The following is a 20,275-nucleotide window of genomic DNA, read 5'->3' as shown; positions in this document are numbered from 1 at the left end:
CCCGTCAGGCGTTCAAGTTGGGAAACTCGGCCCTTGCCTTTTTCCAGAGCCACTCGAAAGCGGGTTTTTCGGTCACGTTCACGGCTTCGGGGCCAGGCAGGCTGACACTGTCTTCCTCGAACTGCTCGACATCGGCGAACTGGAAATCCTTCGTGTCGTCGGCCTGGAAACGCCAGGGTTTGAGCGTCGTTGCGCCGGCAGCCATGCCGATGATGATCCGGCCGATCTGGCTGCCGATCATGAAGCCTGCCCAGCTATCGATCGGGTAGTGCACTCCGGCCACGGTCCGGTTGGCGGCGATACGGTGTGCCTGCGCCTTCACGAGCCGGATCCGGGCGTCGAGATCCGGGTAGAAGTCGCCGGTACCGCGCAACAAGGCCTCGAGCACCGTCGCAATGGCAAACGCCTGGGTGGCATGGGCGCTCGGGTAGCTCCCGTGACCGGGTGTCGGGATCAGCGGGTTGATGCGCGCATCCAGCTCGTCAGGGCGCCGGCAGGCGAGCATGTGCTTTGGCATCATCGTCGCCTGCCCGGCGAGCGCCTGGACCGTTCCGATCAATTCGATCGTGTAGGGATTGCGTGCCGCCGTCAGGGCGAGGTGCAGGGCAAAGAAGCTGCTGAAGTCATCGAGCTGGGCCATGATTTCGCCGCCGCGCTCCGCGCGCTGATCCATGTAGTTGACTACCAGCTGGGTTTGCCTGGCAAAGCTCTCGATCGGCGGACGGGGCAGGGTCAGGAAAGTCGATCCTTGCCAGCTGAGCGCGACTGCTGTCTCCGCCTCGATCCAGTCCGCCGCGAAGGGCTGCAGGAACTCGGCCATGTAGAGCCTTGCCCGGACATCGCCCGACCAGCGGTCCATGTTGGCCGGGGAGTTGGCATCGAGGTCGCGGGGGGGCTTTGCCTTGATGCCGTTGGCGAGATGGACAATTGCCTGGCTGGCGGTCTGCAACGCCTCCGAATGAGTGAGCGCCGACGCTGTAATCCCGGCAGCATGGGCCGCATGCGCCGCATGTGCCGCATGGGCAGCGTGGGCGGCGTGCGCTGCATGCGCCGCGTGGGCTGCATGCGCCGCGTGGGCAGCATGCTGGAGACCGAGTACAGGCATTCACTTTCCTCCGTATGGAACGCCGGATGCGGTCAGCGCTCCGGCAATGCTCTGGCCGAACTGGAAGTCGGCAGAGGGATGGGACTTCAAGTAGGAAGATACGGTGAAGTTCGGCAGCCGCGCCATCAGCACGCCCGCCATTTCCCGGGCTTCCTCGCACCTGCCGAGCTTGTGGAGCGCGCAGATCCGGGCGCGCAGGGTGGAAACGTGCCGATCGTTGCGCTCGAGCGACCGGGTCGAGAAATCGAGCGCCTTGTCGTAGTCGCCTGCTGCCAGGTATGCCGATCCCGCCAGCGATTCAAAGAAATACAGCATCGGATCCAGCGGAGACAGCCGCAGCGCCTTCTCGACCCGTGACACAGCTTCGCTTCCCTCGTCGCGAAATGTGTAGACGACGCTGCTGAGCAACCATGACAGTGCCTCGTTCGGATTGCGCGCCAGCGCCGCTTCGAAGCGCTCTTCCGCCGCATCGATCTGCGTCAGGAGCGTGTTGTGAACCACCCCGTCGATGGTGAGGCAGAAGGCGCTTTCCGGGTCTATGTCCAGCGCCCGGGCGGATGCGTCGGCGGCGCGGGCGGTGTCGCCGGGCACATCGGTGCTCCAGCCGTTGAAAACGCACATGACATACCATTCGCTCAGCCAGGCATGCACTTCAGCTGCCCGCGGCATCCGGCGAGCGGCTTCCTCCAGCATTTCACGTGACCGGGCGAAGCTGGGCAGGTTCAGCTCATGCATCAGCCCGACACCGGCCACGAGCAGCTGGTGGTCGGCAAGCTCGCGGGCCGCGCGGCCGCGGATGTGGCAGATCACGTCGGAGGCGACCGCCCGGCCGATGGTGCGGGTTATCCCGTCCACGGCCTCGCTGTATTCGGACATGAACTCGCTGATCAGGGCGGAAAAACGCCGCGTCCACAGAATGCGTCCCGACACGGCGTCGAGAAAGTCGGCATCCAGGATGGCGCGCTGTCCCTCGACCCGCAGGCTGCCGGCCATGAAATAGTCCACGCCCAGCAGGTCGCGCACCTTCGACAGCTCGATCCGCCGCGACGCGAGCTCCCGCGCCGACAGATGCGAGACGACGGCGAGAAGGCTTGAGCGCGACAGCGTCCGCGAGATCTCTTCGGCCAGCCAGTCGCCGAGCACCACATGGTGCGCATCGCCGGCAACAAGCTGGAACGGCAAGATCGAGACGCACGGCACCGGCGCCGGCGCCGGCGGCTGCGATCTCATGCTGAACAGGCCGTAGAGCTGTTCGGGATTGGCCCGCATGGTGCCAAGCCATCGATTGAAGCCGTCCTCGCGAATGTCGAGGCCTTCAAGATATTGCCCGCCGCCTGGCCGCCCGATGAAGTGCACCCTGGAGAGGTCGAGCGTGAGCTCGGAATTGGTGACGGTCAGAAGCAGGTCGAACATGTCGCCCATGATGTGGCGGAGATCCGACAGGGCGCGGCGCAGGCTCTGGCGCCCGTTGTCGTAGCACGAGGTCGCCCAGAGCGTGTCCTGCAGGTAGGAGCGGGTCCGCCGGCCGAAGGGCGCTGTCGCCAGCAGCACGAACAGCGCCTTGTGTTTCGCCCCGGTTATCTCGAAGTCCGCATCGCCCGCGCCGCGAACGACACAGGCTCCAAAGAGGTTGATCTCCAACAGTTTAGCAGCCATCAGCCCATCCCCGATTGCAACCGAGGATAACTCTGGCAGGGCTGGAAAACCAGCGGCTTCACGTTTTATTCACGGTGCCCAGCCGCCGAAAGTTGCTAGATTTTCCGCAATGACAACAGTGTGGCAGTCGTGTTGATGGACAGGAATATCTTCGAAACCCGGGATCTCATGGATTTCATCCTGCATTGGCGGGATTTCAGAAGCCGGGCCGCGGCATTGCGGGACGCCGAAGCGCTCGGGGTGGACGAGCGCGCAATCATCGGTTGGTTGGTCGAGCTCGCCGATCGCGTCGGCGTGGAGGATATCGGCACGCATTGAGCCTGGCAAAGCCCGCTGGTCAGAGGCTGATGCGGACCGGCAGGTCGAAATCATTGTCCTGTTTGACCGCTTCGGCGGCCGCAAACAGAGCCCGCTTGTACTCTGCGAAGTTTTTCCTGAACCGGTCCGCGACGCCGCCCAGCGCCAGCGCCACCGGCTGCCCCTGTAGCTCGGCCGGAAGCCGCAGCGCCAGCGTGGCACCGCCTTCGAGCGGCGTGTTCTCCGCATAGGCATAGCCGTTTTCCCGGATCTCCTTGATCCGCGCCAGGATGGTCTTGGTGTCGGTGCGCTCGCTCGGGTTCTGCGTGGCGATGTTGGCGCGGCGGACGATGTTGTCGATCTTGTCTTCCGGCAGCGTGGAGAGCAGGACCCATCCCGCCGCCGAAAGCGTGATCGGCCGCATGAAGCCTTCATCGATGTGAAAGCGCAGCGCGTGAATGGATTCCTTGGTGCGGGTGTATTGCAGGTAGATGTCGTTCTTGGTGCCCAGGAACACGCCTTCGCCGGTTGCCGCGTGCAAATCGTTCAGCGCATCGATCATCTGCCCGGAGCCGAACATGACGCGCGGGATCCAGTCTCCGAGCGCCGTCAGCTTCGGGGTCGGGAAATAGTCGCGCGTGCTCCGGTCGAAATTCAGATAACCGAGATTGACCAGTGTCTTGAGCATCACGGTGGTGCTCGATTGCGGGTAACCGAGATCGCTCGCCATCTGCGACATTGAGCGCGGCTGCTGCGCCAGCTTGAAATATTCCAGGATCTCGATGGCGCGCGTTGCTGATTTGACCTGGGGATTTGCCATGCCAGTTTTCCTCTCAAATTCACATTTGTGAAATTCTGCCCCACATAAGAATATTTCTACTGGATTTGGCGGAAACATGCCAGTTTCTTTTCCAGACAAGACGCCGGGATGAAGCGCGGCAGGAGGAGGCGACCGAGGTTGCCTTTCGCGCAGGACACCGGCTCGGCTGGAGGAAATCGGATGCTGTATTGGAACATCTCGCAATGAGCGGCAGGCTTGAGGGACGCGTGGCGCTCGTCGTCGGCGGCGGTCAGGGTATCGGCCGTGCGATTTGCGAAGCCTATGCCAGCGAGGGTGCTTCCGTCGGGGTCGTTGACATCCGCCAGGATACGGCCGAGCAGGTTGCCGAAGCGCTCAGGGCGGCCGGTGGCCAGGCCATCGCGATCAAGGCCAATGCCGCCAAGCGCGACGAGGTCTTTGCCGCCGCCGAGGCTGCGGGGGAGGCTTTCGGGCCGGTGACGGTGCTGGTCAACAATGCCATGTGGAACCGTTACGGTCCTCTGGAGGAGCAGTCCGAAGAGACCATCGGCAGGATGATCGATGTCGGCTTCAAGGGCGTCATCTGGGGCTACCAGGCGGTGCTCGAGCAGATGCGCGGCGCGGGCGGCGGAGCGATCGTCAACATCGCGTCCCCCTCTGCGGTGCTCGCGATGAAGCACGGCATCATGTACAGCGCCATCAAGGCGGCGGTTGCCGCGGCCACGCGCAGCGCGGCGGCCGAATACGGCGCCGACAATATCCGGGTCAACGCGATTGCCCCGGGTTCCACCCGCACGGACGGCGCCATGCGGGTGGTGACGGAGGAGGCCTGGGAGCGTCGTCGCCAGCGCGTGCCGCTGGGCCGTTTGGGTGAACCTGAGGATATCGCGCGCGCCGCCGTCTATCTGGCATCCGAAGAGTCATCCTACGTCACGGGCGACATGTTGTTTGTCGACGGCGGAATAACCTACGCGTTCTCGTAGCCGGCAGGGAGCCGGCGCACGCGTCGCTTGAGCAATCTGGACAGAAATTCAACGGGAGGAAACCATGACTACATTGAGGAAATCCACTGGCCTTGCCGGCATGCTGATGCTGACCACGGCCCTTGTTGCATCGCCGGCGAGCGCCGACATCTCGGACAATGTCGTCCGCATCGGCGTGATGGCCGACCAGTCCGGCCCCTATGCCGACAACTGCGGCCCCGGTCAGGTCCTGATGGTCAAGATGGCCGTCGAGGATTTCGGCGGCTCCGTCAACGGAACCCCGATCGAGGTTGTCGTCGCCGACGACCAGAACAAGCCCGACATCGGTGTCGCCCAGGCTCTCAAATGGGTGGACGAGGAAGGTGTCGACACGATCGTCGGCTGCTCCGCGTCGTCGATCGCCCACGCCGTCAACGACATCATGCGTGACAAGCAGAAGCCCTATATCGTTTCGGGCAGCGCATCCACTGCGGTAACCAACGAATCCTGCTCGCCGATGACCACCAACTGGGCCTTCGACACCTATACCCTCGCCAAGGGTGCGGTTGCCGCGCAGATGGCGCGGGGCATGGACAGCTGGTACTTCATCACCGTCGACTACACCTTCGGCAAGACCTGGCAGGAAGACGCCACCCGCTTCATCGAAGCAGCCGGCGGCAAGGTTGTCGGCTCGACGCTGCATCCGCTCGGCACCAACGACTTCTCGTCGCAGCTGCTGCAGGCCCAGGCCAGCGGCGCCAAGGCCATCGGCATCGCCAATGCGGGCGCCGATCTCGGCAACCTGATCAAGCAGGCCAACGAGTTCGGCATCGTTGCCGCCGGCCAGAACCTCGCTCCGCTCGGCGTGCTGATCAACAACATCCACGCCATCGGCCTGGACGCGACCCAGGGCATGGTGTTTTCGAGCGCCGCCTACTGGGATCGCGATGACGAGAGCCGCGCCCTGGCGCAGCGTTTCAGCGACGCCTTCAACGGACGCAAGCCGAACGAGGCGCAGCTGGTCACCTATTCCGCTGTGACCCATTACCTCAAGAGCGTGGCTGCAGCCGGTGCCGATGATGGCGTCTCGGTAATGGCATCGATGCGCGAGCTGCCGGTCAGTGACGGCATCGTCAAGGATGCCAGGATCCGCGCCGACGGCGTTGTCATGAAGCCGATGCTGGCATCCAAGGTGAAGGCGCCATCGGAATCGAAGGGCGACTGGGACTACTACGAGATCATCGGTGAAATCGCGGCAGAGGACGCATGGCGGTCCGAAGCCGACAGCAGCTGTGCGCTTCTCAAGAAGTAGGCGGACTTGATCCTGCGCGGCCGGGACTGGTTTTCCGGCCGCGCCTCTAACCCTATGCATTGCAGGGCCCGACATGACCAAGGTAGCCAGAAACGTAACCGCTCGGCGCATCTCTCCGACCCCGGACATGCTCGGCGAAAGCCCGGTCTGGGACCCGCAGAACGCGACGCTCTACTGGGTGGACGGCGTCTCGCGCCTGATCCGGATGCATGACACGCTGGCCGGCACCTTCCGGCAGATCGAGGTCCCCTCGATGATCGGCTCCATCGGCCTCGCGCTTGACGGCAAGCTGGTGGCCGGTCTGGCCGACGGTATCTACCTGGTCGATATCGCCAGCGGCGAGTGCACACCGCTCTTCAAGCTGCCCCGGCCGAACGACCGTATCCGCTTCAACGACGGCAAGGTCGACCGCCAGGGCCGCTTCCTCTGCGGCTCGATGGGCGTCTACGCCGAAGCCAGCGGCGAACTCATCCGTGTCGATGGCACCGGCAAGGCCGACGTTCTCGCCAACGGCATCCGCATCGCCAATTCGCTCTGTTTCAGCCCCGACGGCGCGACGATGTATTTTTCCGACAGCCTCGATCGCAAAGTCCGGGCCTATGCCTATGACAAGGAGGAGGGCGCGCTCGACCGTCCCCGCATACATGTCGACACCGCCGAGTTCGAGTCCGGCCCCGATGGCGCCACGGTCGACAGCGAAGGCTGCATCTGGGTGGCGCTGGTCCAGGCCGGCAAGATCGGCCGCTTCACGCCCGAAGGCAAGCTCGACTGCCTGATCGAGGCGCCGACCGACATGCCGACCTGCATGAGTTTCGGCGGACCCGACATGACGACGCTTTACCTCACCTCGATCAAGGATTCCGGATCGGGGCGCGCTATTTCCCGCCATCCGCACGGCGGAGCGCTCTACGCGCTGGAGGGGCTCGGCGTCAAAGGCCTGCCGGAGCCGCGTTTCGGACAACCGCAGGACCTGGCCCAATGAGCGACGTATTCTCAAGCCTGCTGGCACCGCGCAGCGTCGCCATTGTCGGCGCGTCCGACGACCCGACCAGGATCGGCGGCCGGCCGCTGCGCTATCTCAGGGAGTCCGGCTTCAAGGGCGCCGTGCTGCCGGTCAATCCAAAGCGCGAAACGGTGCAGGGACTGCCGGCATTTGCAAGCATCGCCGCACTTCCCGCGGTTCCCGACACCGCGATCCTCGCCGTGCCGTCGCATCTGACCCGGCAGGCGGTCGAGGAGTGTGCGGAAGCCGGGGTGAAATCGGCGATCGTCTTTTCCGCGGGCTTTGCCGAAACCGGCGAGGACGGCGCCCGGCTGCAGGGCGACATGGTCGCAATCGCCAAGAGCAGCGGCATGCGCCTGCTCGGACCGAACTGCCTCGGCGTCTTCAACCCGTCGGTCGGCTATTTCGGCACGTTTTCCGTGGTGCTCGACAACCAGTTGATTGCGCCCGGCCCGGTCGGCATCGTTTCGCAGAGCGGCGCTTACGGCGCGCACATTGCACACCTTGCCCGCAAGCGCGGGCTCGGCATCAGCCAGTGGGTGACCACTGGCAATGAATGCGACATCGATGTTGCCGAGACGCTCGACTGGATGGTCCGGCAACCAGAGACAAATGTGATCATGGCCTATGCCGAGGGCGTGCGCGACCGCGACGCTTTCATCGGTGCGCTCGAACGGGCGCGCAAGGCGGAGAAAGCCATCGTCTTCATGAAAACCGGCCGCTCCGACGTCGGCGCGGAAGCTGCTGCATCGCACACTGCATCGCTTGCCGGTTCGGATGCGGTTTTCGACGCGGTGCTGCGCCAATATGGCGTCTACCGGGCCAGCACCACCGCCCAGCAACTGGATGTCGCGTATGCCTGCGCGTCAGGCATCTATCCTCCCTCCAACCGCACCGGCATCTTCACCATGTCGGGCGGCTTTGGCATCCAGTTGGCGGACGACGCGGAAGCGGCCGGTCTCGATGTGGCCCCCATGCCCGAGGCGGCGCAGGAGAAGCTCAGGCAGATGCTGCCCTATTCGTCTCCGCGCAACCCGGTGGACGCGACCGCCCAGGTGGTCAGCGACATGGACATGCTCACAAGCTATGTGCGCGCCATGATCACCGAGGGCGGCTACGACATCTTCACCGCCATCCTCGGTACCGGGCCGTCGTCGAAGAACTTCGCCGACCCGCTGCGCAAGGCCCTGATGGCCGCGATGGACGGGCAGGAAGGCAAGATCCGCGGGTTGACAATGTCGGCGCCGGACGCTGTCGTGCGCGAATACGAGAATGACGGCTTCCTGGTCTACGAGGATGGCTCGGCGCTCGCCGGGGCGCTCGGCGCGCTGGTCTGGCTCAAAGAGAGCTTCGACCTCAACCGGGATGCGGCCCGGGTCGCGCCGGGCGCGCGGCTCGACCTGCCGCAGGGCCCGCTGAGCGAGGCGGACGCCAAGGCCATCCTGGCCCGCGCAGGGCTCGACTTCCCGGAAGAGCGCCTCGTGCCGCTGGGTGAGGATGTCGGCGAGGCGGCGAGCCGGATCGGTTTTCCGGTGGTGCTGAAGATCTGCTCGCCGGACATGGCCCACAAGACCGAGGTCGGCGGTGTCGCGGTCAATCTGCGCGATGCCGATGCGGCGCGGAAAGCCGCGGCGGAGATCCTGCACCGGGCCGCCGAACACGCGCCGGAGGCACGGCTCGACGGCATCCTGGTGGCGCCGATGGCGCCCGAGGGCGTCGAGACGATCATCGGCGTCATGCAGGATCCGGTGCTCGGCCCGGTGGTGATGTTCGGTCTCGGCGGCATTTTCGTCGAGGTGCTCAAGGACGTGACCTTTCGCGCCGCACCGTTCGACGAGGCCGAAGCGATGCGGATGATCCGCGAGATCCGTGGGCATGCCATGCTCGAAGGAGTTCGCGGCGCCCGGCCATCCGATATCGAGGCGCTTGCGCGGATGCTCTCGAACCTGTCCCGCTTCGCCGCGGCGCATGCCGACCGGATCGAGAGCATCGATCTCAATCCGGTCCGGGTGCTGCCGCGCGGAAAGGGCGTTGTGCCGCTTGATGCGCTGATTGTTCTCAAGGGGGAGGCCACCGATGACCGCCACTGACATGGAAGCCAGAATTGTCGAGCTGATGGATCGTGAAGCCATCCGCGATTGTCTTTATCTCTACTGCCGCGGCATCGATCGCGCCGACGAGGCGACGCTCCGGTCCGCCTACTGGCCCGACGCGATCGACAATCACGGCAGCTACAACGGCCCGGTCGAGGGCTTTGTCGAGTGGGCGAGGGCGGTCTGGTCGAAGGGCCCGCGTAACATTCACGCCATCTCCAACATCCTCATCGAGTTCAAGTCGGCGACGACGGCTCATGTGGAAAGCTATTTCTCGGCCCTGCAGCGCGGCACCGGCGGCGATGGCGTGGTGTGTCAGTTCGCGCTCGCCGGCCGCTATTGCGACGTGTTCGAGAAGCGGCAGGACGAGTGGCGCGTGCTGGAGCGCACGGTGGTCTTCGACTGGGTCGAGCCGCAGGCCGTGCCGGCGGACAGCGAGGCGGAGCGCTTCGGGCCGAGAACGCCGATCGGCGGCAACTACCCGCACGATCCGGTCTACCGCATGGGCAAAGGCAAGGCCGGCTGACCGGCGTTCGCCAGGTGCTTTTCGATACTTGGCCACCGCAATTGAGCGTGACGGCCACATGGCACAATTGATTGATAGATTTCCGGGGACGTGGTTTGGATAACATGCTGACAAACATAGCTGAAACCGTTTCGACAGAGGCCTACCTTGCCGGCATGCGGGCCATCGTCCAGCCGGTCGGGCTGGTGACGGCGGCGTGTGGCGGAGAGCGCGACGGCGTGACCGCAGTGACCGTCTGTTCGGCGACGATGGAGCCGCCGACGCTGCTGGTCAGCATCAAGCAGGATTCGGCGGTGGCGCAGATCATCACCCGCTGTGAAGCCTTCGGGGTCAGTTTCCTCGCCGATACACAGGCGCGCATGGCGCGCCGCTTTTCGGACGCCGGGGCCGCGGGCGAGATGCTCTTTGATGAAGGCAAATGGCTTGCCGCGGTCACCGGCGCGCCGTTGCTCGACGGCGCTGTCAGCGCCTTTGATTGCCGCCTTGTCGATGTTTTTTCCTGCGGCGGCCACAGCCTGTTTCTCGGCCGCGTGGTCTCGATGATTTCCAACGAGGGCGAGGGACTTCTCTATGGCGACGGCTATTTCCGCCGCTTGGCATCCAAGGACTGAACCCAAGGACTGAACAGGTAGAGGACAGGCACATGAGCAATCCCCGCGTCGTCATCATCACAGGAGCTGCAGGCGGCGTCGGCCGCGCCATGCTGGCCGAGTTCGCCGGGCGCGGCGATCTGCTGATCGGCGTCGATGTGGCGCAAAGCGGCCTCGCCGAGGCGGTGAGGGAATTCGGCGACCAGCATCACGCCTTCGAATGCGATCTGTCCGACGAAGCCAACATCATGGCCCTGTTCAAAGAGATCGACGGCGTTGTCGACCATGTCGACGTGCTCCTGAACAACGCCGCCGTGGGGCCGACCATGCAGCCGACGCTGGAGACCGACATGGCCGGGTTCCGCAAGGCGATCAGCACCAATCTTTATGGCCCGTTCGTGATGGCGCGCGAGGCGGCCCGGCGCATGCCCGCGACCGGCGGCGCCATCGTCAACACGGCCTCGCTCGCCGGCGTTCTGGGCAATCCCGGCCGCAATGCCTATGCCGCCTCAAAAGCGGCGCTGATCTCGATGACCAAGTCGCTGGCCTGCGAATGGGCGGCGCGCAAGGTGCGGGTGACGGCGATCGCGCCGGGCTACATCCGCACCCCGATGGTCGCAGCACTCGAGCGGGAAGGAAAGGCCAATCTCTCGCTGGTGCGCCAGCGCATCCCCATCGGACGGCTCGGCCGCTCCGACGAAATCGCTTCCGTCGCGGGCTTCCTCGCCTCCGACGCCGCGCGCTATGTGACCGGATCCGTGGTGGTGGCCGATGGCGGCTGGATGTCGTTCAACCAGCCCGGAACCGCCCATCCGGCGGTCGACGGAACCCCGGCGGACGAACTCGCAAGGCCCGAACCCGGCAATGCGCCCAGGGTGATCGTCGTCACCGGCGCGGCCAACGGCATCGGACGGGCGATCGCGGAGCGTTTCGCCGCCAATGGCGACCATGTCGCGCTGATCGACCGAGACGGCGAGGCGCTGGGCAAAGTGATCGAGGTGCTGGGCGACGGGCATCTTGCAATCGAGGCCGACATCAGCTCGGAGCAATCCGTCGCCGATGCCTTCGCGCAAATTGCGGCCCGTTTCGGCCATGTCGACGTGATGATTAACAATGCCGCCATCGCCGATGTGTTCAAGCCGGCGATGGAGCAGGATTCGAGCGATCTCGGCCGCGTGCTCGACGTCAACCTCGCAGGCGCCTTTATGTGCGCCAAGGCAGCGCTGGCGCTGATGCAGGGCAGGGCGGGGATGATCCTCAACCTGGGTTCGATCAACAGCTTCCTGCCGTTTGCGCCGCGCCATGCCTATGGCGCCTCGAAAGCGGCCATCGACATCCTGACGCGCTGTTTCGCCGCCGAACTCGGCCAGAAGGGCATCCGCAGTGCCACTCTGGCGCCGGGCTACATCCGCACCCCGGGCGTCGCAGCCCTCGAACAATCGGGTAAGGTCGACAGCGCTGCTATCCGCAAGCGGATACCGCTCGGCGATATGGGACACCCCGAGGACATCGCCGAGGCCGCGCTGTTCCTGGCGTCTCCGGCGGCCTCCTACATCAATGGCGGCATCCTCTATGTCGATGGAGGCTGGACCTCTTTCGGCAATGCCGGGCAGGCGTCCGACGGCGGCCAATAGGGCCGGCGATCATCCGGCGCGCTATCCATGTTCTGCAAGGAACTTCACATTTGTGAAACTCTCCTTCAGATGAAGGTTTTCCTTCTCATCGCGTGCTGAGTGCCGATAATCTGAATGTGGACGGCTGGGAGGCCTTGTCCGCGGTGAATTGGGAGGAGACCGGTATGCAGGGCCTTATGCAGGCGCACCCGCTGATGATTTCAAGCTTGCTTGAACATGCGCGGCGCTACCATCCGGATACGGAAATCGTTTCGAAGACCTGCGAGCAGACGATTGTTCGCAGCAACTACCGGACTTTGTCGCATCGCGCCAAGCAGATGGCCCAGACACTGCTCGCCATGGGCGTCAAGCCCGGCGACCGGGTCGCCACGCTCGCCTGGAACACCCATCGTCATCTCGAGCTCTATTTCGCTGTCTCGGGCATTGGCGCGGTGTTGCACACGGTCAATCCGCGGCTGTTTCCCGAGCAGATCGAGTATATCCTCAACCATGCCGAAAGCGGCGTGCTGTTTTTCGACATCACCTTCGCCGGTCTGGTCGAAGACCTGACGCCGGCCCTGCCGCATGTCAGGCGCTTCATCGCCATGACCGATGCGGACCACATGGCCGGCATGCCCGCCCGGGCGGAGGCCTATGAAGACCTGATCGTGCAGCAGGACGGCGAGTACGACTGGCCGGTGTTTGATGAAAACGCCGCCTCCTCGCTGTGCTACACCTCCGGCACCACCGGCAACCCGAAGGGCGTGCTCTACAGCCACCGCTCGACCTATCTTCATTCGCTGCTGGTCTGCCAGGTGGACGGCTTGCAACTGAGCAGCGCCGACAGCACGCTTCTCGCCGTGCCGCTGTTTCACGTCAACGCCTGGGGCGTGCCCTATGCCTCCGCCCTGTGCGGCGCCAAGCTGGTGCTGCCGGGACCGCATCTGGATGGCAAGAACCTCTACGAGCTTGCCGTCGAGGAGAAATGCACCTTCAGCCTCGGCGTACCGACGGTCTGGATGGGCTTTTTCAAGCATCTCGAAACCGATCCGGCCGCCGATCCGTCGCGCCTGTCGCTCAAGCGGGTTGTCATCGGCGGCGCTGCGGCGCCCCGCACCATCATCGAGAAGTTCCATGGCATCGGCGTCTTCGTCATCCAGGCCTGGGGCATGAGCGAGACCAGCCCGGTCGCCACCGTCGGCAACCTGTTGCCCAAGCACCGCGACCTGCCGGTTGACAAGCAGGTTGATATCCAGGTGCTGCAGGGCCGCGCCATGTGCGGCGTCGAATTGCGCGTCGTCGGCGAGGACGGTTCCGAAATCCCGGCCGGCAGCGGCCAGTCCGGCGATCTGCAGGTGCGCGGACCCTGGGTCACCGCCGGCTATTTCCGCGGCGAGGGCGGCGATGTGCTCGACCCCGACGGCTGGTTCTCGACCGGCGACGTCGCGCGGCTCGATACCGACGGCTACGTGCAGATCACCGACCGGTCCAAGGACGTGATCAAGTCGGGCGGCGAATGGATCAGCTCGATCGATCTCGAGAATGCCGCGATGGCGCATCCCGAAATCGAGGAGGCCGCGGTCATCTCGCGCCCGCATCCGCGCTGGCAGGAGCGGCCGTTGCTGATCGTCGTGCGCAAGAACGGCTCGGAGGTCACCGGTCCCGAGATCCTCGAGTTTCTCGCCGAGCGCGTGGTCAAATGGTGGCTGCCCGACGATGTCGCCTTCGTCGACGACCTGCCGCACACCGCGACCGGCAAGCTCATGAAGATGAAACTGCGCCAGCAATTCGCCGACTACGTCCTGCCGGCCTGACCGCTGGCGCCCGAGACACTGTCGCATTCCCACGGAGGCACCATGCCCGAAATCATTCTCGAAGACCCGGACGGCACCTTTGCCATGCTGCGCGACAGCGTCGCGGCCTTCGCCCAACGGTTCGACGGCGCCAGGGCGCTGAGAGCCCGGCGGGGCGCGGGCAAGGATATCGATCGCGACATCTGGTCGGCCATGGCCGAGGCCGGCTGGCTCGGCCTGATGCTGCCAGAAGATCTGGGCGGCGCAGGCCTCGGTCTGAGCGAACAGGCGATCCTCAGCGAAGCTCTGGGCCGGGCGCTGATCACCGAGCCTCTGGCGCAGCTGTCGGTGTTTTCCGGCGCGCTGCTGGCCGGGGCCGAGCCGGGTGAGGAACGTTCAAGGCTGGCCGAAGGCCTGATTTCGGGCTCGCTTGTCGTCTCGCCGGTATGGCAGACCACCGACGGCGGATACGCCGCGGTCAGCGCGACCGAGAACGAGACCGGCGTGACGCTTTCGGGGACGGCCGGGCTTGTGGTCGCCGCTGTGTCGGCGGATGTTCTCCTGGTCCTCGCCCGGTCGGGCGATGACCGGATGCTTGTCAGCGTTGCGGCCGGATCCGAAGGCATCACCGTGATGGAACGCCCGACCGTCGATGGCGCGACGTTGGCTGAACTCAGGTTTGACGGCTGTCATGTCGCCGCCGATCAGATCCTGGCGCGCAACCTTCTCGGCAGCGGCCTGCTGGACGAAGCCATCCAGGCGGCGCGGCTGACGCTGGCCGCCGAGCTTGCCGGGGCCGGCTCCAAGGCGCTCGAGGCAACGGTGGACTACACCAAGGAGCGAGTTCAGTTCGGAAAACCCATCGCCAGCTTCCAGGCCATCCAGCACAGGCTGGTCGACATGTGGAGCGCGGCCGAATTCTCCTGCGCGGCGATCGTCAACGCGCTCGAACGCCTGGCCGATGAGCCGGGAAAGCCGGCGGCGCTCGCAGTGCTCGCCGCCAAGGCCCGCGCCGGCGACGCCGCCATCGACATCACCCGCAAGGCCATCCATCTGCACGGTGCCATGGGCTTCACCGATGAATGCGACATCGGGCTCTACATGAAGCGCGCCGTCAATCTGAACGCCACCCTAGGAAACCCTGCGCAGCTCAGGCTGCAATTCGTTGCGCTCGAGCGCGCAGCCTGAAGGAACCGGACATGGAAAACAATCTTATCAAGACCGTCATCAAGGACCACATCGCAGTCGTGACGATGGATGCGCCGCCGGTCAACGCCCAGAGCCGGGAATTCGTCGAGGAACTGATCTCGGTCTTCGACGAGCTCAACGAGACCCCCGGCGTGAGGGTGGTCGTTCTCACCGGCGCAGGCAAGTGCTTCTGCGCGGGCGCCGACATCAAGTCGCGCGCCAAGGTCGGCCAGGGCGCCCCCGGCGACACCAACCGGCACCTGCGCCGCGCCCGCGAAGTCGGCTTCGTCATCATCGAGATGAACATTCCGGTGATTGCCGCGGTCAACGGCGTGGCACTCGGCGCCGGGATGGGGCTTGCGATCTGCAGCGACATGATCGTCGCCTCGAAAAACGCTTCCTTCGGCCTGCCGGAAATCGACATCGGCCTGATGGGCGGCGTCCGCCACACCATGCGCGTCTTCCCGCAGGGGTTGACCCGCCGGATGGTCCTCACCGGCTGGCGCGTGCCCGCCGAAGAGCTCTACCGCCGCGGTCTGATCGAGGCCTGCGTCGAGCCCGAGGAACTGATGGACACGGCGATGGAAATCGCCCGCAACATCGCCTCGAAGAGCCCGGCCGCGATCCGGCTGGCCAAGCGCGCCATCAACACGGTGGAGACCATGGGGCTGAAGGACGGCTACCGGTTCGAGCAGAACCTGACGGTGGAAATGACCCGGCATGAAGACAGCAAGGAAGCCATGCGCGCCTTCGTCGAAAAGCGCGCGCCGGTGTTCAAGGACGAGTTGTGATGGCAAAGCAGCAGGACTGGAACAGCCTTTCGGACGCCGAGTTCCGGCAGATCTTCCGCACCTGGGTGGACGACAACTGCCCCATGCATCTGCGCAACATGCGCAAGCAGCGGCCGGTCTTCGACGAGGTGGCGGAGTGGTACCACGCGCTCGCCGAGAAGGGCTGGCTCTCGCCGGTCTGGCCGCAGGAGTATGGCGGCATGGGGCTCAATGCCGCCAAGCACATCATCTATGTCGAGGAATGGGCCCGGCTCGGCTGCCCGCGCATTCCCGACCACGGTATCGGTCTGGTCGGCCCGTTGCTGATCGAATTCGGCACCGAGGCGCAGAAGGCGCATTACCTGCCGCGCATCCTCTCGGGCGAGGATGTCTGGTGCCAGGGCTATTCCGAACCCGGTGCCGGCTCCGACCTTGCCAGCCTGCGCACCGCAGCGGTGCGCGACGGTGACAGTTTCATCGTCAACGGCCAGAAGATCTGGACCACGCTCGCCCATTGCGCCAACTGGATCCTGCTTCTGACCCGCACCTCGCGCGACGAGAAGGTCAAGCAGAAGGGCATTACCGTGCTTCTGGTCGACCTGACCTCGCCGGGCGTCACCGTTCGTCCGATCGAGAACCTGCGCCAGGAAGCCGATTTCTGCGAGGTGTTCTTCGAAAACGTCCGCATTCCGGCGGAAAACCTCGTCGGCGAAGTCGACAAGGGCTGGAACCTCGCCAAGGCGGTGCTCGGCCACGAGCGGATCTTCCTCGGCGCACCGTCGCGGCCCGAGGTGGCGCTGTCGCGGCTGGAGCAGCTGGCCGAGGCCCGCGGTGCTTTTGCCGATCCCGCCTTCGTGGACCGCTATGCCCGGCTCAGGCTCGATCTTTACGATCTCGGCTCTGCGTTTGAGCGCTTCGCCAGGCAGCTGCGCGACAACGGAACGCTGGGAGCCGACGTGTCGGTGCTGAAGATCTTCTGTTCCGAGCTCTACCAGAAGATCACCGAGGAGACCCTCGACATTGCGGGCGAGGAGGCCCGCTTTCTCGATGATCTGCCGGCAGGAAACGGTCATGTCGATGCAATGAACCTGTATCTCGATTCCCGCGCGCTGGCGATCTTCGGCGGCTCGAACGAGATCCAGCGGACGATTCTGGCCAAGGCCGTGCTCGGATTGCCATCCTGATGCGCGGCGAGGGAGGAGAGACGGGTCATGCAACAGTCTGAAAAGCGCAATCCCGCGGCCGAAAATCCGGCTGCCGGCGATTATGCCCTTGAAGCGCGGGGCATCAGCAAGTCCTTCGGCGGCTTCTTCGCGGTCAAGGATGTTGACCTGAAGATCAGACGCGGATCGGTGCACGCGCTGATCGGGCCCAACGGTGCGGGCAAGACCACCTGCTTCAACATGCTGACCAAGGCCCTGCAGCCGACCTCCGGACAGATCCTGCTCGAGGGTCATGACATCTCGCGGCTTCCGACATCCGAAGTGGCTCAGCTCGGGCTGGTTCGGTCGTTCCAGATCTCCGCCACCTTCCCGCATCTGACCTGCCTGGAAAACGTCCGCGTGGCGCTGCAGTCGAAATACGGCAAATCCTTCCATTTCTGGCGCTCGCTGCGCGCGGTCTCGGAGCTCAACGAGCGTGCCATGGCGCTGCTCGGCGAAGTCGGCCTCGCCGACAGCGCCGGCCTTGCCGCCTCCGATCTTTCCTATGGCAAGAAGCGCGCGCTCGAGATTGCCACCACGCTGGCGCTCGATCCCTCGGTGATGCTGCTCGACGAGCCGACGGCCGGCATGGGGCACGAGGATATCGAGCCGATCACCGAACTGATCGCCCGGGTCGGCAAGGACCGCACGATTCTCATCATCGAGCACAATCTCTCCGTGGTCTCCACCTTGAGCGAGCGCATCACCGTGCTCAAGCAGGGCGAAGTCCTGACAGAAGGCACCTATGCCGAAGTGTCGAGCAACCCGGACGTGATCAGTGCCTACATGGGAGGCGTCGATGAGCTCTGAGACCGCAAAGGCCCCGCTGCTTCAGGTCGAGAACCTGAACGCCTGGTACGCCGAATCCCAGGCCCTTCACGGTATGAGTTTCGAGGTGCCCGAAGGCGAGCTGGTCACGCTGATCGGCCGCAACGGCGCGGGAAAATCCACAACCCTGCGCTCGATCATGGGCATCGTGCGCAAGCGCAAGGGCTCGATCCGTTTCAAGGGCGCGGAGCTGATTGGCAGGCAGACCTACGAGATCGCCCGCCAGGGCATCGCCTATTGCCCCGAGGAACGCGCCATCTTTGCCTCGCTGACGGTGCGTGAAAATCTCGGCCTGCCGCCGGTCCTGATCGCCGGCGGCTCTACCGACGACGAGCTTCTCGAGCAGTTCCCCAATCTCAGGGCGCGCCAGAACAGCATGGGCACCATGCTCTCGGGCGGCGAGCAGCAGATGCTGGCGATTGCCCGGATCCTGCGCACCGGCAGCCGCTTCCTGCTGCTCGATGAGCCGAGCGAGGGCCTGGCCCCGGTGGTGGTCAAGGAAATCGGCCAGCAGATCCTGCGGCTGAAAGAACGCGGCTACACCATCCTCCTGGTCGAGCAGAACCTGAAATTCGCGCAGATGGTCGCCGACCGGCACGTCGTCGTCGAGCATGGCCAGGTCGTCGATGTTCTGGCGGCCGATCAGCTCCAGGCCAACATGGCCCGCGTCAAAACCTATCTGGGAGTGTAAGCGGCGATGTTCGACGGCATTTCAATCCAACTCCTCATGGGCCAGCTGCTGATCGGTCTGATCAACGGCTCGTTCTACGCCATGCTCTCCATGGGGCTGGCGATCATCTTCGGGCTGATGCACGTGGTCAACTTCGCCCACGGCGCGCAGTACATGCTCGGCGCCTTCATCGCCTGGCTGCTGCTCTACACGCTCGGCATCAACTACTGGGGCGCGCTGTTTATCGCACCGGTGATCGTGGCCGCTTTCGGCATCGTCATGGAGCGGCTGGTGCTCAAGCCGATCCACCATCTCGACCATCTCTACGGCCTGCTCGCCACCTATGCGGTGACGCTGATCGTGGAAGGCCTGATCCGCCAGCAATACGGATCCTCCGGGCTTCCCTATTCATCGCCGATCCCCGGCGGCGTCAATCTGGGCTTCATGTTCCTGCCCTGGTACCGGCTCTGGGTGGTGCTGTTCTCCTTCGCCATGTGTCTCGGCACCTGGTACCTGATCGAGCACACCAAGCTCGGCTCTTACCTCAGGGCCGCCAACGAAAATCCCGAAATCGTCGAATCCTTCGGCATCAACGTGCCCAGGATGATCACGCTGACCTATGCCTTCGGCGTTGGTCTGGCGGGTCTCAGCGGGGTGCTGGCAGCACCGATCTACCAGGTGTCGCCGTCGATGGGGTCGAGCCTGATGATCGTCATCTTCGCGGTCGTGGTGATTGGCGGCATGGGCTCGATCATGGGCGCCATCCTGACCGGCTACCTGCTCGGCGTGCTCGAGGGGCTGACCAAGGTGTTCTACCCCGAAGGCGCCAACCTGGTGATCTTCGTCATCATGATCCTGGCGTTGATCCTGCGCCCGCAGGGGCTGTTTTCGAAGAAGGAGGGCGCGTGATGAGCCGCTATCTTGGCCTCGCCGCGATCCTCGTCCTGGCGCTGATCGCCCCGTTCTTCGTCTACTCGGTGACGCTGATGACGATCCTTGTCTTCGTCATCTTCGCCTCATCCTTCAATCTGCTCCTGGGCTATGCCGGACTGCTCAGCTTCGGCCAGGCGATGTTCTTCGGTACCGCCGCCTACATCACCGGGCATATCCTCAAGACCACCGGTGTTTCGCTGGAGATCGCCCTGATCGGCGGTACGCTTGTCGGGGCAGTGATGGGATTTCTGGTAGGTCTGGTGGCGGTCCGCCGCTCGGGCATCCAGTTCGCCATGATCACGTTCGCCATGGCGCAGTTCATCTACTTCCTGCTCTTGCAGTCCGAATTCACCGGTGGCGAGGACGGGATGCAGCGCATTCCGCGCACCGAGATCTTCGGCGTCATCGACCTGTCGGACAATTTCGCATTCTACTACTTTGTCCTTGCGGTGACGGTCCTGTCGATCGCGTTCTTCTACCGTGTCGTCCATTCCCCATTCGGCGAGGTGCTCAAGGCGATCCGCGACAACGAGCCGAGGGTGGAGTCGCTCGGCTTCAAGCCCGACCGCTACAAGCTTGTTGCGATGACGCTTTCCGCAGGTATGGCGGGATTGGCGGGCGGCCTCAAGGCCACCGTGTTCCAGTTCGCCACCCTGACTGACGTCTCCTGGCACATCTCGGGCGAGGTCATCTTCATGACCTTGCTCGGCGGTCTCGGCACGCTGACGGGTCCGATGGTCGGCGCCGGCATCGTCATCGGCCTCAACGACCACCTGGCGCAGTTCGGCGAATGGGCGCTGATTTCGCAAGGCGTGATCCTGCTTGCCGTCATCCTGTTCTTCCGGCGCGGCGTGGTCGGCGAACTCGGTGCGTTCGTCCGCCGCTTCAAGGCCGGAGGCCGCAAGTGATGTGCTTCGGCCCGCGCTCAGGCTCTC

At 64.5% G+C, this 20,275-nt stretch carries 19 protein-coding genes; 16 read left to right on the top strand and 3 right to left on the bottom strand.

The window, feature by feature from the left end; all coding sequences use genetic code 11:
- Nucleotides 1-4: 4 nt before the first annotated feature.
- Together O4H62_RS01570 and O4H62_RS01565 are read right to left on the bottom strand one after the other, a co-directional pair.
- Nucleotides 5-1,105, bottom strand: coding sequence for a phosphatase PAP2 family protein (locus O4H62_RS01570; RefSeq protein WP_269385393.1), 1,101 nt, complete (start codon nt 1,103-1,105; stop codon nt 5-7).
- Entirely contained in the window at nt 1,106-2,761 is a 1,656-nt protein-coding gene (locus O4H62_RS01565; protein WP_269385392.1) for a hypothetical protein, read from the bottom strand. It lies immediately after the preceding gene.
- A 135-nt stretch (nt 2,762-2,896) separates the two neighbouring features.
- On the opposite strand from O4H62_RS01565, the gene O4H62_RS01560 reads away from it, so the two are divergent.
- Nucleotides 2,897-3,079 (top strand): hypothetical protein, encoded by a 183-nt coding sequence (locus O4H62_RS01560; protein ID WP_269385391.1) that lies wholly within the window; start codon nt 2,897-2,899, stop codon nt 3,077-3,079.
- Nucleotides 3,080-3,098: 19 nt separating this feature from the next.
- Here O4H62_RS01560 and O4H62_RS01555 read toward each other — a convergent pair whose 3' ends face one another.
- On the bottom strand, nt 3,099-3,878 hold the full coding sequence (locus O4H62_RS01555; protein ID WP_269385390.1) for an IclR family transcriptional regulator: 780 nt from the start codon (nt 3,876-3,878) through the stop codon (nt 3,099-3,101).
- A 203-nt stretch (nt 3,879-4,081) separates the two neighbouring features.
- Between O4H62_RS01555 and O4H62_RS01550 the strand changes: the two genes are divergently transcribed.
- From O4H62_RS01550 to O4H62_RS01480, 15 genes are all read left to right on the top strand, one after another.
- Nucleotides 4,082-4,840, top strand: a complete 759-nt coding sequence (locus tag O4H62_RS01550) for an SDR family NAD(P)-dependent oxidoreductase (protein WP_269385389.1) — start codon at nt 4,082-4,084, stop codon at nt 4,838-4,840.
- 64 nt (nt 4,841-4,904) lie between these two features.
- The gene (locus O4H62_RS01545; protein WP_269385388.1) at nt 4,905-6,131 is read left to right on the top strand and encodes an ABC transporter substrate-binding protein; all 1,227 of its coding nucleotides are present in this window, start codon (nt 4,905-4,907) and stop codon (nt 6,129-6,131) included.
- Nucleotides 6,132-6,204: 73 nt separating this feature from the next.
- A complete protein-coding gene (locus tag O4H62_RS01540) occupies nt 6,205-7,113 on the top strand; it encodes an SMP-30/gluconolactonase/LRE family protein (protein ID WP_269385387.1) in 909 nt (302 codons plus the stop codon).
- The gene (locus O4H62_RS01535) at nt 7,110-9,224 is read left to right on the top strand and encodes an acetate--CoA ligase family protein (RefSeq protein WP_269385386.1); all 2,115 of its coding nucleotides are present in this window, start codon (nt 7,110-7,112) and stop codon (nt 9,222-9,224) included. The genes O4H62_RS01540 and O4H62_RS01535 overlap by 4 nt, the downstream gene beginning before the upstream one ends.
- Entirely contained in the window at nt 9,211-9,753 is a 543-nt protein-coding gene (locus O4H62_RS01530) for a nuclear transport factor 2 family protein (RefSeq protein WP_331284440.1), read from the top strand. The genes O4H62_RS01535 and O4H62_RS01530 overlap by 14 nt, the downstream gene beginning before the upstream one ends.
- Before the next feature lie 104 nt (nt 9,754-9,857).
- Complete coding sequence (locus O4H62_RS01525) at nt 9,858-10,364, top strand: flavin reductase family protein (RefSeq protein WP_269385385.1); 507 nt, start codon at nt 9,858-9,860, stop codon at nt 10,362-10,364.
- Between the two features lie 32 nt (nt 10,365-10,396).
- Nucleotides 10,397-11,977: an SDR family oxidoreductase gene (locus tag O4H62_RS01520; RefSeq protein WP_269385384.1), complete on the top strand. Its 1,581-nt coding sequence runs from the start codon at nt 10,397-10,399 to the stop codon at nt 11,975-11,977.
- A 164-nt stretch (nt 11,978-12,141) separates the two neighbouring features.
- Entirely contained in the window at nt 12,142-13,770 is a 1,629-nt protein-coding gene (locus O4H62_RS01515) for a long-chain fatty acid--CoA ligase (protein WP_269385383.1), read from the top strand.
- A 42-nt stretch (nt 13,771-13,812) separates the two neighbouring features.
- The gene (locus O4H62_RS01510) at nt 13,813-14,937 is read left to right on the top strand and encodes an acyl-CoA dehydrogenase family protein (protein WP_269385382.1); all 1,125 of its coding nucleotides are present in this window, start codon (nt 13,813-13,815) and stop codon (nt 14,935-14,937) included.
- Nucleotides 14,938-14,948: 11 nt separating this feature from the next.
- The gene (locus tag O4H62_RS01505; protein ID WP_269385381.1) at nt 14,949-15,728 is read left to right on the top strand and encodes an enoyl-CoA hydratase/isomerase family protein; all 780 of its coding nucleotides are present in this window, start codon (nt 14,949-14,951) and stop codon (nt 15,726-15,728) included.
- Nucleotides 15,728-16,891 (top strand): acyl-CoA dehydrogenase family protein, encoded by a 1,164-nt coding sequence (locus O4H62_RS01500; RefSeq protein ID WP_269385380.1) that lies wholly within the window; start codon nt 15,728-15,730, stop codon nt 16,889-16,891. The genes O4H62_RS01505 and O4H62_RS01500 overlap by 1 nt, the downstream gene beginning before the upstream one ends.
- Nucleotides 16,892-16,918: 27 nt before the next feature.
- Nucleotides 16,919-17,719 (top strand): ABC transporter ATP-binding protein, encoded by an 801-nt coding sequence (locus O4H62_RS01495; protein ID WP_269385379.1) that lies wholly within the window; start codon nt 16,919-16,921, stop codon nt 17,717-17,719.
- On the top strand, nt 17,709-18,428 hold the full coding sequence (locus O4H62_RS01490) for an ABC transporter ATP-binding protein (RefSeq protein WP_269385378.1): 720 nt from the start codon (nt 17,709-17,711) through the stop codon (nt 18,426-18,428). Before O4H62_RS01495 ends, O4H62_RS01490 begins: the two co-directional genes overlap by 11 nt.
- A 6-nt stretch (nt 18,429-18,434) precedes the next feature.
- Complete coding sequence (locus tag O4H62_RS01485; RefSeq protein WP_269385377.1) at nt 18,435-19,316, top strand: branched-chain amino acid ABC transporter permease; 882 nt, start codon at nt 18,435-18,437, stop codon at nt 19,314-19,316.
- Entirely contained in the window at nt 19,316-20,248 is a 933-nt protein-coding gene (locus tag O4H62_RS01480; protein WP_269385376.1) for a branched-chain amino acid ABC transporter permease, read from the top strand. The genes O4H62_RS01485 and O4H62_RS01480 overlap by 1 nt, the downstream gene beginning before the upstream one ends.
- Nucleotides 20,249-20,275 lie beyond the last annotated feature (27 nt).

The sequence above is a fragment of the Parahoeflea alexandrii genome, assembly GCF_027214025.1.
Taxonomy (GTDB): Bacteria; Pseudomonadota; Alphaproteobacteria; order Rhizobiales; family Rhizobiaceae; genus Hoeflea; species Hoeflea alexandrii_A.
The sequence above is the reverse complement of the archived record's forward strand: the minus strand, read 5'-3'. Positions and strand labels throughout refer to the sequence as shown.

Bases quoted from the DNA above. Each gene is read 5' to 3' on its own strand.
- O4H62_RS01545 (WP_269385388.1), top strand. From the start codon at position 4,905: ATGACTACATTGAGGAAATCCACTGGCCTTGCCGGCATGCTGATGCTG.
- O4H62_RS01500 (WP_269385380.1), top strand. From the start codon at position 15,728: ATGGCAAAGCAGCAGGACTGGAACAGCCTTTCGGACGCCGAGTTCCGG.
- O4H62_RS01560 (WP_269385391.1), top strand. From the start codon at position 2,897: ATGGACAGGAATATCTTCGAAACCCGGGATCTCATGGATTTCATCCTG.
- O4H62_RS01540 (WP_269385387.1), top strand. From the start codon at position 6,205: ATGACCAAGGTAGCCAGAAACGTAACCGCTCGGCGCATCTCTCCGACC.
- O4H62_RS01495 (WP_269385379.1), top strand. From the start codon at position 16,919: ATGCAACAGTCTGAAAAGCGCAATCCCGCGGCCGAAAATCCGGCTGCC.
- O4H62_RS01510 (WP_269385382.1), top strand. From the start codon at position 13,813: ATGCCCGAAATCATTCTCGAAGACCCGGACGGCACCTTTGCCATGCTG.
- O4H62_RS01530 (WP_331284440.1), top strand. From the start codon at position 9,211: ATGACCGCCACTGACATGGAAGCCAGAATTGTCGAGCTGATGGATCGT.
- O4H62_RS01555 (WP_269385390.1), bottom strand. From the start codon at position 3,878: ATGGCAAATCCCCAGGTCAAATCAGCAACGCGCGCCATCGAGATCCTG.
- O4H62_RS01520 (WP_269385384.1), top strand. From the start codon at position 10,397: ATGAGCAATCCCCGCGTCGTCATCATCACAGGAGCTGCAGGCGGCGTC.
- O4H62_RS01565 (WP_269385392.1), bottom strand. From the start codon at position 2,761: ATGGCTGCTAAACTGTTGGAGATCAACCTCTTTGGAGCCTGTGTCGTT.
- O4H62_RS01550 (WP_269385389.1), top strand. From the start codon at position 4,082: ATGAGCGGCAGGCTTGAGGGACGCGTGGCGCTCGTCGTCGGCGGCGGT.
- O4H62_RS01515 (WP_269385383.1), top strand. From the start codon at position 12,142: ATGCAGGGCCTTATGCAGGCGCACCCGCTGATGATTTCAAGCTTGCTT.
- O4H62_RS01490 (WP_269385378.1), top strand. From the start codon at position 17,709: ATGAGCTCTGAGACCGCAAAGGCCCCGCTGCTTCAGGTCGAGAACCTG.
- O4H62_RS01535 (WP_269385386.1), top strand. From the start codon at position 7,110: ATGAGCGACGTATTCTCAAGCCTGCTGGCACCGCGCAGCGTCGCCATT.
- O4H62_RS01480 (WP_269385376.1), top strand. From the start codon at position 19,316: ATGAGCCGCTATCTTGGCCTCGCCGCGATCCTCGTCCTGGCGCTGATC.
- O4H62_RS01525 (WP_269385385.1), top strand. From the start codon at position 9,858: ATGCTGACAAACATAGCTGAAACCGTTTCGACAGAGGCCTACCTTGCC.
- O4H62_RS01570 (WP_269385393.1), bottom strand. From the start codon at position 1,105: ATGCCTGTACTCGGTCTCCAGCATGCTGCCCACGCGGCGCATGCAGCC.
- O4H62_RS01505 (WP_269385381.1), top strand. From the start codon at position 14,949: ATGGAAAACAATCTTATCAAGACCGTCATCAAGGACCACATCGCAGTC.
- O4H62_RS01485 (WP_269385377.1), top strand. From the start codon at position 18,435: ATGTTCGACGGCATTTCAATCCAACTCCTCATGGGCCAGCTGCTGATC.